This is a genomic window from Porphyromonas sp. C0026D3, from assembly GCF_056590775.1.
Window position 1 is genome coordinate 105,869 of record NZ_JBWPWU010000007.1, and the last position, 14,072, is coordinate 119,940.

Genomic DNA, 14,072 nt, shown 5'->3' on the forward strand with positions numbered 1-14,072 from the left:
TAGGGTTTTTTGGGGGCAAATTATACCTAATAGTAGTGGGTATAAATGGGAGACCGAGGAGAAAAAGAGCACGAGCGTTTTGCGACCGCACCAAGAGGTCGCAAAACAAATCGGCCAAAACGACTTTTTCCCCATCAAAAACGCCACTTTTGGAAGTATTGACAATCAACCACTTACACGGATCCTTGAGTTTCACGGATAGAAGCAATCGGTTTCACGGATAGAAGCGATCGCTTAGACGGATAGAAGCAATCACTCAGACGGATAGAAGCAAAAAAAGGTTGGAAGGAGGGGTTTTCTTTTTTATGCGTAATTTTGTTAGGACACACACCTCAAAAACAGCTAGCTACTTCCCTAGATATATATGAGTGCAAAAGTGGCAGAGACACCCATGATGTCTCAGTACAATAGGTTCAAAAAGAAGTACCCCGACGCCATCCTCCTCTTTCGGGTGGGGGACTTTTACGAGACCTTTTCGGAAGACGCCGTGGAGGTCTCCGCACTCACCGGCATCACCCTCACCAAGCGAGGCAATGGCAGTGCCAACGAAGTCCCGTTGGCCGGATTTCCGTACCATGCTCTGGACACCTACCTCCCCAAGCTTGTCTCTCAGGGCAAGCGTGTCGCCATCTGCGACCAGATAGAGGACCCCAAGCTCACCACCAAGCTCGTCAAGCGTGATGTCACCGAGCTCGTGACCCCGGGGCTCACCATGCACGACACTGTCCTAGATGCCAATACCAACAACTTCCTCTCCGCCGTGGTCCTCCAAGGAGGGATAGCCGGAGCAGCCTTTCTCGACCTATCCACGGGGGAGTTTTTGGCAACACAGGGTAGGCTCCCCGAGGTGGAAAAAATGATGGCCAACTTTGACCCCAGCGAGACACTGGTCAAGCGAGGCACAGAGACCTACGTCGCCGACCGGCTGGGAAACAAGCTAAACCTCTACCCACTGGACGACTGGGTCTTCAGCGAAGACTATGGGCGAGAGCGACTCCTCAAGCACTTTGGCGTCAAGCACCTAAAAGGGATGGGCATCGAGGAAGACAAGCTCTCGATCATCGCCTGTGGCGCCATACTCTACTATCTCGAGCTGACCAAGCACGCACGACTCTCGCACATCACCACGATCCGAAAGGTAGAGGAGAGTAGATTCGTACAGCTGGATCGCTTTACCCTCCACAATCTGGAGATCCTACGCCCCATGAGCGAAGAGGGTATCCCACTGGTCCAAGTACTCGACCACACTCACACCCCCATGGGCGGACGACTGCTCAAGCGCTGGCTCGTCTTTCCACTGCTGGAGGTGCAGGAGATCCGGAGGAGGCAGAGTGTCGTCTCCTCGTTCCTAAACGATCGCAACCTACACCAAAAGGTAGGCACCCTACTCGATGGCATAGGTGACCTCGAGCGACTCAGCAGCAAAGTGGCGGTCAATAGGATCAACCCCCGTGAGCTCCTACAGGTAGCCCACAGTCTCCGCTTGGCACGCCCGATCATGGATGCCCTACTCCAAGCAGAGGGGCAAGAGATACGAGAGCTCGCTCTAGGCATCGACCCCATAGACGAGCTGGCTGAGCGTATCGAGCACACCATCAACCCCGACGCACCCATACAATCCGGCAAATCCGGCATCATCCGACAAGGTGTCGATGAGCGACTCGATGAACTGCGATCCATAGCCGGAGGAGGCAAAGAGTACCTGGTACACCTGCGACAACGCGAAAGCGAGCGCACCGGCATCCCAAGCCTCAAGGTCGCTTTCAACAACGTATTTGGCTACTACATTGAGGTCCGAAACACCTACAAGGACAAAGTCCCCGAAGACTGGATCCGAAAGCAGACCCTCGTCAGCGCCGAACGATACATCACGGCCGAACTCAAAGAGTACGAGCAAAAGATCCTGGGAGCAGAGGAGCGGATCGGTATCCTAGAGCAAGAACTCTACACACAGCTCATGGAGGAGGTCCTGACCTACATACGGGTCCTCCAAAAAAACGCCACCACCCTGTCCGAGATAGATGTCCTGCGCTCCTTTGCCGAAGTGGCGCAAAACAACCACTACGTCGCCCCAACCATAGACAACAGCCGAGTACTCGAGATCGTGGGAGGACGACACCCCGTGATCGAGCAAACCATGCCACCGGGCGAAGTCTACGTCGCCAACGACCTATACCTCGACACCGACACCCGCCAGATCATCATCATCACCGGACCCAACATGTCCGGAAAGTCCGCACTCCTACGCCAGACAGCACTCATAGCCCTCATGGCCCAAGTAGGATCCTTCGTCCCGGCAGACTCCGCCAGAGTGGGCATCATCGACCGAATATTTACCCGAGTGGGAGCCTCCGACAATATCTCCAGAGGCGAAAGCACCTTCATGGTCGAGATGACCGAGTCCGCCGCCATACTCAACAACCTCACCGGGCGAAGCCTCGTACTCATAGACGAACTGGGGCGTGGCACAAGCACCTACGACGGCATATCGATAGCACGAGCCATAGTGGAGTACCTACACGACCACCCACATGGTCACGCCAAGACCCTTTTTGCAACACACTACCACGAGCTAAACGAGCTGGAAGGAGTCTACCCAAGGGTCAAGAACTACAATGTAGCTGTCAACGAAGCCGATGGCAAGGTCGTCTTTCTCCGAAAACTGGTACCGGGGGGCAGCGAACACAGCTTTGGGATCCATGTCGCCAAGATGGCCGGCATGCCCCAAGCAATAGTGGCACGTGCGACCCAACTACTAGAGCAACTCGAGGAAAGTGCCGCCACCATGAGAGCCGGACTGGGAGCCGAAAACACCACCACAGTCCTCAAGCCCACCGGAATGGGTGCCGCACCGGTACAGCTCAGCTTCTTTCAGCTGGACGACCCCACCCTCGCCGCCGTGCGAGACGAGATCGTAGGGATAGACATCAACAGCCTAACCCCCATCCAAGCCCTCAACAAACTCGACCAAATCCAGAAGCTACTCACCCAAAAATAGCCGACAAGACAAAAGTCACAACTATTTTGGCTACCTTTGCACCAACGATAGAGATCGGCGGTACACCTCCGCAACGGACCAAAGCAGGTCCACAGACTATGGGGATGACCGGTTTTGACAGCATGTAGAGGTAGTTCGTAAGCACGTAGTGCATGGTTAGCTGGCACTATAATCCTAGATAACAAACACTTTCAAATGGCGAAAACAACTACGCTCTCGCAGCGTGATCTCTGATCACGACTAGAACAAACGTTCTTGCGGTTGAGCCCTTTGCTCCCGGCGAGACATCACCCAGATACCGTGAGCCCGAGGTGGTCTGATCCGGTGGTGCTATCTATATCGGGAAGGGTGCCGGAGGCGTCTTTCGTCCGGCACGACACTCAAGAGACTAAGCCTGCAGAGTGGTGGCTTTGGCCTAATCTGCGGGACGAAAACCGAAAGCAAAGCTAAACGTGTAGAAAGCGGGCTAGTTCCGTGTTTGGACGAGGGTTCGAATCCCTCCATCTCCACCAACAAAGACCGCTCGGGGCCTTCACATCGGCCCCGAGCGGTCTCTCTTTTTTAGGACACTCCGGCAGATAATACACGAGTGGCAGTATCGGCACACCTATTTTTGTAGAGGAGAGGATGGCCATTGCCACAGACATTTACCGCTTATTTGTAGAAAATGAGTACCTTTGGAGATAGGTAAAACAAAACAGATCACTACCAGTATCCAAACAACTTTCCGCCCAATGCAAACTGATAAGTACTCCGTAGTCGTAGTGGACCTTGGCACGGACAAGATCAAGGCGGCCCTTGCCGAAAAACTCCCCGACGGCACACTGGACATCCTCGAACGAACCGAAATACCTGCCGAAGGGTGTATCGTACGTGGTGTCGTCTTCAATCAGCGAATAACAGCCGAAAAACTCAGCCTCCTGCTCCAAGAACTGGAGGAGACCACCCATGGCACAGAACGTATCACCAAAGTCTATACCGGGATCGGCGGACAAGGGCTACGTAGCAAGATAGAAGAGCACGACCTGCCCTTTCCGGACGAACGCGAGATCACCGCAGAGGACCTCACAGACCTCAGCCAAAGACTCCTGGAGGACCAAGACTCACCCTACACCACCCTCGACTCCGTAGACCCACTATACCATGTCAATGGCAACCTCACCGCCAACCCTGTCGGCATCAAGGCCAAGAGCCTACGCGTCCGAAGTCAGAGAATCCTGACCAAGCGACAAATCCCCGACAGTATCCGTGACGTAATCGTGGATAAGCTGGGACTGGAAATAGCCAATATCAATGTGTCACCCATCATTCTGGGCAATACTTTCCTGACCAAGGAGCAAAAAAAGCTGGGTAGTGCCATCATAGACTTTGGGTGTGGGTGCACCACGGTGGCACTCTACAATAACGGCGTACTCGCCGGGCTGCGGACCTTTCCGCTCGGCTCACAAAACATCACACTCGACCTCACTGCACTGCACATAGGAGTGTCGGAGGCAGAGCGCGTCAAGAAAAACGATGGATCCGCAGATGCCTCAAAGGCAAAAGATGAGCAGATCTTGGTCAAAAACGCCGACGAGCGATCCAGCAGGCAGATTCCACTCTACGAGATCAACCAATACGTCGAAGCACGTACTAGAGAGATCGTAGACAATATTGCGGCATTTGTACACGAAGTACTCGGAGAAAACAGCCTGCCGGGTGGGGTCGTCCTCACCGGTGGGGGATCCAAGCTGAAAGAATTACCACAGCTCATCACCAATGTCCTACAGACCAAAGTGGAACTCTCCACCAAGACCAACGACCTAGGCAACACCTACTACATCGCCAACCCGGAGTGGAACCTCGTCTACAGTATGTGTCTGGAGGCAGACACCCCGTGTACAGAGCCGGTAGTGGTACCGCAACCGGAAGAAAAAAGACAAGACAACCCACCACTCAACCCTCCTGTGACGGACTTTCCGGAGGATGATGAATTACCGGAGCAAAAACCACTCATACCCGATGACCTGCTTGGCGAACGTATCAAGAAAGAGCAACAAGATACCAAGCCAAACACTGTAAAGAGACGCAATAAGAAAACCGAAAAAAAGAGTGGACTCGGATTCAAAGGATGGATCGAGGGGTTCCTAAACCCCCTCATGCCACCCGAAGATGATGAAGATAATATGTAAATGTAGCCATGGAAGAACTACTAGATATAGAATCCCGCACCTACACGGACCCAACGATCATCAAGGTAATAGGCGTAGGTGGTGGCGGTGGCAATGCCGTCAACTACATGTACTCGCAGGATGTCAAAAACGTATCCTACCTACTCTGCAATACCGACCGACAACACCTCCAAAAGTGTAGCATACCCGACACCATCGTCATCGGAGAAAAACTCACCGGCGGACTCGGAGCCGGCAATGACCCGGAAATAGCCAAAGCAGCCGCAGAAGAGAGCAAGGAGCAGATCCAAAAAGCACTCAACGATGGCACCCGAATGGTCTTCATCACTGCCGGAATGGGTGGTGGCACCGGCACAGGAGCCGCACCCGTCATCGCTCGTGTAGCCAAGGATATGGGCATCCTCACGGTGGGAATAGTCACCATACCGTTTTTGTTTGAGGGCGAAAGAAAGATCTACCAAGCCATACGCGGTGTGGAGGAGTTGCAGAAAAACGTGGATGCCATACTGGTTGTCCAAAACGAACTACTCTACAAAGTCTACCCCGACCTCACCGTATCCGAGGCCTTCAAGCGTGCCGATGAGACCCTCACCACAAGTGCAAGATCCATCTCCGAGCTCATCACCCTACCGGCTGTGATGAATGTAGACTTTGCCGATGTCCGCACAACCCTCAAGGATGGGGGTGTCAGCATCATTACCCGAGGCTTTTCATCCAAAGCCGAGGGCATACGAGTTGCCATCGATCGCGCACTCAACTCACCTCTCGTCAATACCACAAACTTCGACAAGGCCACTCGTGTCCTCTTCCTCCTCACCTACAAGAGTGGATTTGAGCCCAAGGCTGAGGTGGTCAACGATCTACGCCGTACGACAGACTCGATCAAAGCCGACTTCAACTTCATATGGGGCTACAGCGAGCGCGAAGACGAGTACATGGAGGACGAGCTGGGCATCACTATACTGGCCAGTGGATTTGGACAAGAGGAGCTACACCTCGACGACTACACTGTCGCAGAGAGAGAGGAGAAGATCCGCACCTGGTACCCGGACAGCATGAAAAGCAACAGCACCTACTCCAAGTACGGATCCATCATTTTTACCGAAGAGGAGTTGGACGACGACACCTTCATCGCCCTAGTGAGCGACAAGCCCACGCTCACTCGCCGAGATGAGGATCTGACACGGTACCGAAAAGTCATCAACCCATCGGCTCACAAGGCGTTGCACAACGACTTCCAACCAAAACAGGCAGCCCCCGAAAACAAAATAAGCGACGACGGTCCTCAGACAGTGGACTCGACGTTGATCCGATTTGGGCTCAACTTTGACAACGACAAAAAATAACCAACTCATGGCACTATTTGACCAAATAAATCAAGAGATAAAAACCGCCATGCTGGCACGAAATCACGCCAGACTGGAGGCATTACGTGGCATCAAAAAGGAGTTTTTGGAAGCAAAAACCGCACCGGGACACCAAGGTGATCTCACCGACGAAGAGGGGATGAAAATCATCAGCAAGCTCCTAAAGCAACGCCAAGACAGTGCCGCTATCTATCGCGAAAACAACCGTCCCGACCTAGCCGAAGAAGATGAGGCTGAGGCAGCGGTATATCTCGAGTTTTTGCCCGAGCCGATGAGCGAAGAGGAGCTACACAATCGCATCCAAGAGATTATCCACCAACTCGGGGTCACCGACCTCAAAGGAATGGGACAGGTGATGGGGGTAGCCACAAAAGAGCTGGCCGGCAAGGCAGACGGAAAAGCCATCTCTGCAGCTGTACGATCCATCCTCCAAAGCTAAGACAAACCTTGAAAATAGGCTCTATCGATCTCGGTCCTCATCCAGTCCTACTTGCACCGATGGAGGACGTCACGGATAAGTCCTTCAGGTTGCTTTGCCGAGAGTTTGGTTCGGCACTGGTCTACACCGAGTTTGTCAGTGCCGATGCCATAGTCCGCAGTATCCGCTCCTCCCTCACCAAAATGGTGGTCTCCGACGAAGAGCGTCCTGTGGCCATACAGATCTATGGCAAGGATCCGGACGTCATGGCCGAGGCAGCGCGTATCAGCCAAGAAGCGGGTCCGGATCTCATCGACATCAACTTTGGCTGTCCTGTCAAGCGAGTGGCCACAAAAGGAGCCGGGGCAGGTCTCCTACGCGATATTCCACGCATGCTCGATATCACCCGCGCAGTGGTGGAGGCAGTGCAGCTACCTGTCACGGTCAAGACGCGACTAGGTTGGGATAGCGACAACATCATCATAGAGGACCTTGCCGAACAACTCCAAGATGCCGGTGCGCAGGCACTCACCATACATGGACGTACCCGTAGCCAAATGTACAAAGGGGTGGCCGACTGGGCACCTATCGCACGTGTCAAGAGCAATCCACGCATCCACATACCCATCATAGCCAATGGCGACGTCACCGATGGCGAGAGTGCACTGCGCTGCTACCAAGAGACCCATGCCGACGCCATCATGGTCGGCAGAGGAGCCATCGGCAGACCATGGGTATTTGAGGAGATGACCGCCACTCTGAGCGGTTCCACTCCCCCTACGCATGATCACAAATGGTACATTGACGTACTCAAGCGACTAGTAGATGACAGCATAGCCCGATGCGGTGGCGATCGTGGTATCTGGCCCATCAGGCGTCACTTGGCAGCCTCACCGGTTCTGAAAGGTATCCCCGACTTCAGGCAACAAAGGATTGCCATCCTTCGTGCCGAGACCAGAGAAGAGCTGTTTGGATTGCTGGACCAGGTGCCACCCAGCACCGACTGCAAGTTCTGATCCACAACACTTACCTAGAAGACAAAACAGAGAGAGGAAGTACCCAAAAATACTCCTCTCTCTGTTTTCTTTTTTCAAAAATCACTCCCCCCTACCCTTTTTCCGAAGGTCTCACTTTTTCATACCACCCGGGCATGTTGGTAGAGTGTTAGTAAAGTGTGGAAAACGTGTGGAAAGATTTGGGCTACTTTTCTTGGTTTATTTTCAGATTTTCTTATGACGTAAAAGAATCAACAGCTCCAAGAAAACAGCAAAAAAGTTATGCACAACTTCTCCACCACTCTTTCCACAGATTCATCAACATTGATTCATTCGTACCGGACGGGGAAGTCGGCACTTATCCACAGTTTCCACACGTATTATATCCATCCTATCTTTTAGCCCCACCATACAAGTCCACACAAACAGTTCTTAGCACACAAAAAAATAAGAAGAAAGGTGTTGGGCAAAACGGGTGAGGAGGCAAAAAAAAGGATGCCCCGGTTTTGACGATCTGCTTTGTTACCCTTGCGAGAGCTGCGCCCCAATTACCATCGCCCCACCCTCTACTCAAATAACCAATCATAGGTCTATATGGTTGTCCCAGCCGGGGGGCCAAAAACAGCTTTTTTTTGGGTATTGATAATCAGATGATTACAAGTGACTTTGAGTTTAACGGATAGAAGCGATTGCTTTCACGGATAGAAGCAAAACTTTTCACGGATAGAAGCAATCGTTTGGACGGATAGAAAAAAGTGGTTGGTTCGTTTTTCTCCCTCATAAAGGGGGGGCAACATTTGTTTCCAAATGTAGTCCTGATTGGAAGAGTGTCTTGGGTGGGTACGAAATAATTTGTTACATTTGCACCGCTTGTTAGGAAATACAGATTTTTTATACAGACAACATACTATTGTCGATCTGCGTGCGTGTCCGATTTTTGGGATGGTGTGCAGTGGTGCAATAGACGACCTATTGCAGATCATTGGTCTGCATAGAATCCTAGGTTTTACCTAGGTGACATGATGTTTATTTTGTTATAGCCATCTACTTTTTCATTGCTTTTATAAGTAGAGACTTTGAGAGCTCATAGCATGCTTGCTGTGGGTTCTCTTTTTTTTAAGGTGACTGTTGTACGACGGTATTCGGCCACGTGACCGAATACCGTCCTCGGTTGCGTGGCTATATAGTTTGTCGTGTGGTGAGGCTAGAAGTCAAGTGAGAGTCCGGCCACACCGTCGATGGATAGGTTTTGTGGGTCAAGTTTCTCGTAGGTTCGTCCGAGGGTGGTGAGTTGTTTGGTGATACCCGGCTGTACGAAAAGGCCTACTTTTTTGGTCAGTGCGTACCTCAGCCCCACTCCACCTCGTACGCTCCAGCGCAAGGTCTTTTCGTTTGGATCACGAGACGGGGTACCCTGGGCCACTATTTTGTTGTCCGGCATGCTGTAGTAGGTTTGTCGGGAGGTGTGGAGCATTGCTTCGCCCAGTACGGAGACTGCCAGATGTAGGGACCACCTATTGGTCTTGACAAAGTCGTACCTGAGTGTGAGGGGTATGCCGAGTAGATGGTCGTGGTAGGTAGTTTGGGTGTAGTAGTCTTTGGATCCTTGTTTTAGGTCGGTGCTCTCTTTGGTGTATAGTATTCCGCTCTCGAGGTAGAGAGAGTGGGTGAGTGGATAGGAGGCTAGTAGGCCGGCACGAATGGGTGGGTGTCGGTGCACACTGATGGCTGTGCCTTGTGCTTGGTTGTAGAGTGAGATGAGCTCTTGAGCGTTTTTTTCGTCGTCTTGTGTTGGTTTGTCTGTTGCCTCACTTGGATTGTTGTTGTAGTCTATGACGTTGGATGCTGTGGCATACATTCCACCATAGCCCTTGATGTTGCTGGCACCTCCAGGTATATTGGAGATCAGCAGGGAGGCACTCATGCGGTGGTGTGTGTGTGGAGTATGGGGGAGTGTGGGGTACTTTTTTTGTTCCTGAGCTTGGCTTGCTTGGCTGTCAGTGGTTAGGGCTTTGGCTATGAGGAGAGGGTGGAGTGGCTGTGTGGTGAGTGGTTTGACTGTGGGTAGTGTAGCCGGTAGTGGGGTGGGTAGTGGTTTGGGCCGAGCTGTGTGGGTAGGTGTATGGTGCGTTTTTGGGAGGTTGTGTGTGTTGTTTTGATAGGGGTCGGAGAGAGGTGATGGAGTGGGCTTATGTTGTTTTTTTACGTTGTTTTGGGAAGGGGTGTTGGTATTGGTGATCTGAGCCAATCTGATGTTGGTGGAGGTTGGTACCGATCCGGTGGGTCGGTAGAGTAGCCAAATAAAGAGGAGTGTCGTCGCCGCCACTGACGCCGGCACCAGCCGCCAAAGGTGTGGGTGGATTTTTTTGGGGTGTGGTGTGTGCTGTACGCCGTCCAGTATGGCGCCCCACATCTCCTCCTCCTCACCGGTGGACTGTGGCGCCGCCTCGTACCGATCGAGCTTTGTTTTTAGCTCATCTATCCAATTATTTGCATTGCTCATGGTCACACTTTGTCTAGATAGTCTTGTATTTTTTTGGCCAGTATTTTTTTTGCTCTGGCATACTGAGAGGCTGATGTCCCCTCTTTTATTCCGAGTTGGTGGGCCACTTGTTTGTGGCTGAGTCCATCAATGGCGTATAGGCAAAAGACGAGACGGTAGCCGGTGGGTAGCTCCTGTATCATCTCCTGTATGGCCTCGGTGGGTACTGAGGCAATATCCGGCTCTGTTTCTGTGGTCTCCTCCGGTAGGTCGTAGGTTTCGTCGAGCAAAAAAAAGTGTCTCCGACTCCTGATATAGCTGAGAGCTTGGTAGGTGGTCACTTGCTTCATCCAGGCACGCAGAGATCCTGCGCCTCGGTACTCAAAGGTGTTGATGCTCCGAAAGATCTTGATGAAGCTATCCTGGAGGATGTCCTTGGTGGCATCCGGGTCCGGTACATACCTATGGCAGACGCCACGTAGAAAGGAGAGATAGGTCTCGTAGAGAGCCTTCATCGCCTCTTGGTCGCCTTGGAGGATACCGCTTAGGAGTGCTTCATCGTCCCGATCCCATTGTCGTCTACTCATCCGTGTGGTATTTTTGGGGTGCGTTTTTGGCAGGGCCGGAGCCCTTTGGAGCCTTTTGGGAGATTTTTTTTGTGGTGAAAAGGTAGCCCCTTTTCGGACAAAGTCCAAAAAGAGGCTACTTCCAATAGGGTGCAGTGAGCGGAGGTAAGGAGAGACGACTGCATACTATAAGTTTGATGCTACCTCCTTTTTCGGCAGAAGCCGGGGAGTGGTACTCACTCTCCCTATTGGATAGCTGTGAAGTGTATAGGCATCGTTGATGGCCTTAGTGTTTGGGTTCTTCCTTCTTTCCACTAATGTAGTCCAGCTCGATGGTCTGGCTACCGGTTTCGGTGCGGAATCGAATCTTGAGTACCTTTTTTTCTCCCTTGGTGCTTGGTAGCTGCTTTAGGCTGAAAGCCACCAAGTTTTTGGCCACCATGCGTCCATTTTTGTCCTCTTTGACGTCGTGCCTCAGCTCAAGGGTGTAGGGATCCTGTGGGTCCACTCCGTAGAGTAGGTTGATGGAGTGCGGTTTTTTGGCATCTCCGTATCGAGCGGCAAAGTTTAGAGTCAGGTATCCGTCCTCGACCAAGCAATCGTTTTTTATGAGACCAATGGGGTCGTTGCCGTACTTTAGATCGTTTTTGTCAGTGGATTGGACCATCTCTTTTGTCAGGATGTCTTTGATCCAATTGACGTACACAGCTTTGGTAAAGCCATCGTGTGGAGCTTTTTTGTCCTCTTTGTAGTTTACGACGGCTCTCACTTCTTTGTTTTTGAAAGGATGCGCCTTGATATTGGTGGGCAAAAGGGTGGTTTTTTCATTCAGTTGGAGGTAGACAACCTTTTTGGTGGGTTCGGTCTTGACGGTGACGATACCTATGGAGGTCATCTCGTTTTTGGGTCTGTTTTTGTCGAATAGACAGGAGCTCATCATCAATGTGACACAGAGAGAAGCCAGTGCGATTTGTTTTGTTTTGATCATCATAATGTTGAAGTGAATAAAAAAAAAATTAGTGATCTGTCTCTACTATGTAAACGCAGGAGGTATGGATTCCTTGCATCAGTTGTCCAAAAATTGTTTTTCTATCGGCACACTTGGTATGCGAGAGAGTGGTTGCTTTTTAGGAAAGAAGTGTGTGAAAAGTCCATAATACGGTATATTTTGGATAACTTTACGCTGTCTGTCGGGAAAGCTCGGCATGGAGACAAGATCAAGCAATAATCAAAACTCAAACAATAGTATGATGAAACCAACACTAGTAGTACTTGCGGCCGGTATGGGCTCGAGGTATGGTGGTCTGAAGCAGATAGATGGCTTGGGCCCAAATGGCGAAACAATCATGGACTACTCGATCTACGATGCTGTGGAGGCGGGTTTTGGGAAGGTGGTCTTTGTGATCCGTAAGGATTTTGAGGACGATTTTCGGAAAACGATTGTCAGCAAGTATGAGAAGCACTTGCCGGTGGAGGTGGTCTTTCAGGACCTAAATACGCTGCCCTCCGGGTACAGTGCTCCGGCGGATCGAACCAAGCCATGGGGTACCAACCATGCTGTGATGATGGCAGAGGAGAAGGTGAGGGAGCCTTTTGCGGTGATCAATGCGGATGACTTTTATGGTCGCGAGAGCTACAAGATCCTTGCTGACTTTCTCCGAGAGGTATGGGACAAGACGAACCAATATACCATGGTAGGCTACCGTGTCGGCAATACACTGAGTGAAGGTGGCTCTGTGGCGCGCGGTGTGTGCGAAAAAAATGAGGAGGACTACTTGACCGGAGTGGTGGAGCGTACCTCTATCCAGCGCAACAAGGAGGGTGAAATCTGCTTTATCGACGAAGAGGATCGCCAGGTAGTACTGGATGAGATGACTCCTGTGTCGATGAATATGTGGGGCTTTACGCCGGACTATTTTGAGCACAGCAAGGGGGCTTTTGTCGACTTTTTGGATAAGCATATGCATGAGCCCAAGAGTGAATTTTATATCCCCACTGTGGTGAATGACCTGATCCATGCCGGTCGTGCGACATGCAAGGTGCTGGATACCCCGTCTCGGTGGTTTGGGGTGACGTATGCCAGTGACCGTCCCGGTGTGGTGGCAAAGTTTGAGGAGCTGCACCGCAAAGGCCTCTATCCGGATAATCTACTCAACCACTAAGCACTGTCGCCGATCATAGAGCTCATCACCATCACAGGTCCGACGGCTACCGGCAAGACTGCCGTGGCTGCTCATCTGGCGTATCTGCTGGGGAGTAGTGTCCTCAGTGCGGACTCTCGGCAGGTGTACCGAGGAATGGATATCGGTACGGGCAAGGATCTGAGTGAGTACACTGTAGAGGGTAGGGCGATACCCTACTACCTCATCGACATTTGTGAGCCGGGTGAGCGATACAACCTCTATAGGTACCTCTCGGATGTCGATGAGGCACTAGCTCGTCTCCCCAAGGGGGTACCACCGATACTGTGTGGTGGTACGGGCTTGTATGTGGAGTCTCTGGTGCGCGGCTATAGCCTAAGTAATGCTCCGGAGGATCCTGAGCTACGGGAACGCCTGTCCGGCCACTCTCTGGAGGAGCTACAGCGGCTTGCCCAAGGACTGGAAGTGGAGGATCCTCAGAATCCCCGTCGCTTGATCCGTGCAATAGAGGTGGATGCGTACTGTCGGAAGTCGGGCGAAGTGCCCCAGGTACTCCACAGACCACCAATGCAGGGGCCTGTCTTTTGCATAGATGTACCGCGTGAGGTGCGTCGTGCCCGTATCACATCCCGTCTGCAGAGTCGTCTGAGGGAGGGTATGATAGAGGAGGTGGAGCGACTACTGGAGCAGGTGACTCCGGAGCAGCTCATCTACTATGGTCTGGAGTACAAGTATGTGACCGAGTATGTGCTGGGCAGGCGTACCTATGCCGAGCTGGTGACGGACTTGGAAGTGGCGATCCACCAATTTGCGAAGCGTCAGATGACGTGGTTTAGGGGGATGGAGCGGCGCGGGGTGCCAATCACCTACGTGCGTCCGCAGGAGACCCCCGGAGCGACTGCTGAGTATATCTGTTCGTTGTTGCAAAAGTAGG

10 protein-coding genes and 1 other RNA gene are annotated in these 14,072 nt (G+C 52.0%); 8 read left to right on the top strand and 3 right to left on the bottom strand.

The genetic code is table 11. The features are described from left to right. Positions 1–364: 364 nt before the first annotated feature. The 6 genes from mutS (at position 365) to dusB (ending at position 7,970) form a co-directional block, all read left to right on the top strand. Positions 365–2,998, top strand: a complete 2,634-nt coding sequence (mutS, locus tag AC1EK1_RS06965) for a DNA mismatch repair protein MutS (RefSeq protein ID WP_480306381.1) — start codon at positions 365–367, stop codon at positions 2,996–2,998. Positions 2,999–3,098: 100 nt separating this feature from the next. Next, positions 3,099–3,510: a transfer-messenger RNA gene (gene ssrA / locus AC1EK1_RS06970) on the top strand. A gap of 222 nt (positions 3,511–3,732) precedes the next feature. Further along, on the top strand, positions 3,733–5,169 hold the full coding sequence (locus tag AC1EK1_RS06975; protein WP_480306382.1) for a cell division FtsA domain-containing protein: 1,437 nt from the start codon (positions 3,733–3,735) through the stop codon (positions 5,167–5,169). A gap of 8 nt (positions 5,170–5,177) precedes the next feature. Further along, positions 5,178–6,515, top strand: coding sequence for a cell division protein FtsZ (gene ftsZ / locus AC1EK1_RS06980; protein WP_480306383.1), 1,338 nt, complete (start codon positions 5,178–5,180; stop codon positions 6,513–6,515). A gap of 7 nt (positions 6,516–6,522) precedes the next feature. Continuing rightward, complete coding sequence (locus AC1EK1_RS06985) at positions 6,523–6,975, top strand: GatB/YqeY domain-containing protein (protein ID WP_480306385.1); 453 nt, start codon at positions 6,523–6,525, stop codon at positions 6,973–6,975. Between the two features lie 8 nt (positions 6,976–6,983). Further along, on the top strand, positions 6,984–7,970 hold the full coding sequence (gene dusB / locus AC1EK1_RS06990; protein ID WP_480306387.1) for a tRNA dihydrouridine synthase DusB: 987 nt from the start codon (positions 6,984–6,986) through the stop codon (positions 7,968–7,970). 1,183 nt (positions 7,971–9,153) lie between these two features. On the opposite strand, the gene AC1EK1_RS06995 is transcribed toward dusB, so the two are convergent. The 3 genes from AC1EK1_RS06995 to AC1EK1_RS07005 all read right to left on the bottom strand — a co-directional run bounded on the left by AC1EK1_RS06995 (position 9,154) and on the right by AC1EK1_RS07005 (position 11,988). Further along, positions 9,154–10,452, bottom strand: coding sequence for an outer membrane beta-barrel protein (locus AC1EK1_RS06995; RefSeq protein ID WP_480306388.1), 1,299 nt, complete (start codon positions 10,450–10,452; stop codon positions 9,154–9,156). Between the two features lie 2 nt (positions 10,453–10,454). Continuing rightward, a complete protein-coding gene (locus AC1EK1_RS07000; protein ID WP_480306389.1) occupies positions 10,455–11,018 on the bottom strand; it encodes an RNA polymerase sigma factor in 564 nt (187 codons plus the stop codon). A 265-nt stretch (positions 11,019–11,283) separates the two neighbouring features. Further along, on the bottom strand, positions 11,284–11,988 hold the full coding sequence (locus AC1EK1_RS07005) for a NigD-like protein (RefSeq protein ID WP_480306390.1): 705 nt from the start codon (positions 11,986–11,988) through the stop codon (positions 11,284–11,286). A 259-nt stretch (positions 11,989–12,247) separates the two neighbouring features. Here AC1EK1_RS07005 and AC1EK1_RS07010 point away from each other — a divergent pair, with 259 nt between their 5' ends. After that, positions 12,248–13,159: a glycosyltransferase family protein gene (locus tag AC1EK1_RS07010; protein WP_480306438.1), complete on the top strand. Its 912-nt coding sequence runs from the start codon at positions 12,248–12,250 to the stop codon at positions 13,157–13,159. Positions 13,160–13,189: 30 nt separating this feature from the next. Next, positions 13,190–14,071 carry a tRNA (adenosine(37)-N6)-dimethylallyltransferase MiaA gene (gene miaA / locus AC1EK1_RS07015; RefSeq protein WP_480306439.1) on the top strand — a complete coding sequence of 294 codons (882 nt, stop codon included), beginning with the start codon at positions 13,190–13,192 and terminating at the stop codon, positions 14,069–14,071. Position 14,072: the final 1 nt, after the last annotated feature.

Bases quoted from the DNA above. Each gene is read 5' to 3' on its own strand.
- AC1EK1_RS07010 (WP_480306438.1), top strand. From the start codon at position 12,248: ATGAAACCAACACTAGTAGTACTTGCGGCCGGTATGGGCTCGAGGTAT.
- AC1EK1_RS07000 (WP_480306389.1), bottom strand. From the start codon at position 11,018: ATGAGTAGACGACAATGGGATCGGGACGATGAAGCACTCCTAAGCGGT.
- AC1EK1_RS07005 (WP_480306390.1), bottom strand. From the start codon at position 11,988: ATGATGATCAAAACAAAACAAATCGCACTGGCTTCTCTCTGTGTCACA.
- AC1EK1_RS06985 (WP_480306385.1), top strand. From the start codon at position 6,523: ATGGCACTATTTGACCAAATAAATCAAGAGATAAAAACCGCCATGCTG.
- mutS (WP_480306381.1), top strand. From the start codon at position 365: ATGAGTGCAAAAGTGGCAGAGACACCCATGATGTCTCAGTACAATAGG.
- AC1EK1_RS06995 (WP_480306388.1), bottom strand. From the start codon at position 10,452: ATGAGCAATGCAAATAATTGGATAGATGAGCTAAAAACAAAGCTCGAT.
- AC1EK1_RS06975 (WP_480306382.1), top strand. From the start codon at position 3,733: ATGCAAACTGATAAGTACTCCGTAGTCGTAGTGGACCTTGGCACGGAC.
- ftsZ (WP_480306383.1), top strand. From the start codon at position 5,178: ATGGAAGAACTACTAGATATAGAATCCCGCACCTACACGGACCCAACG.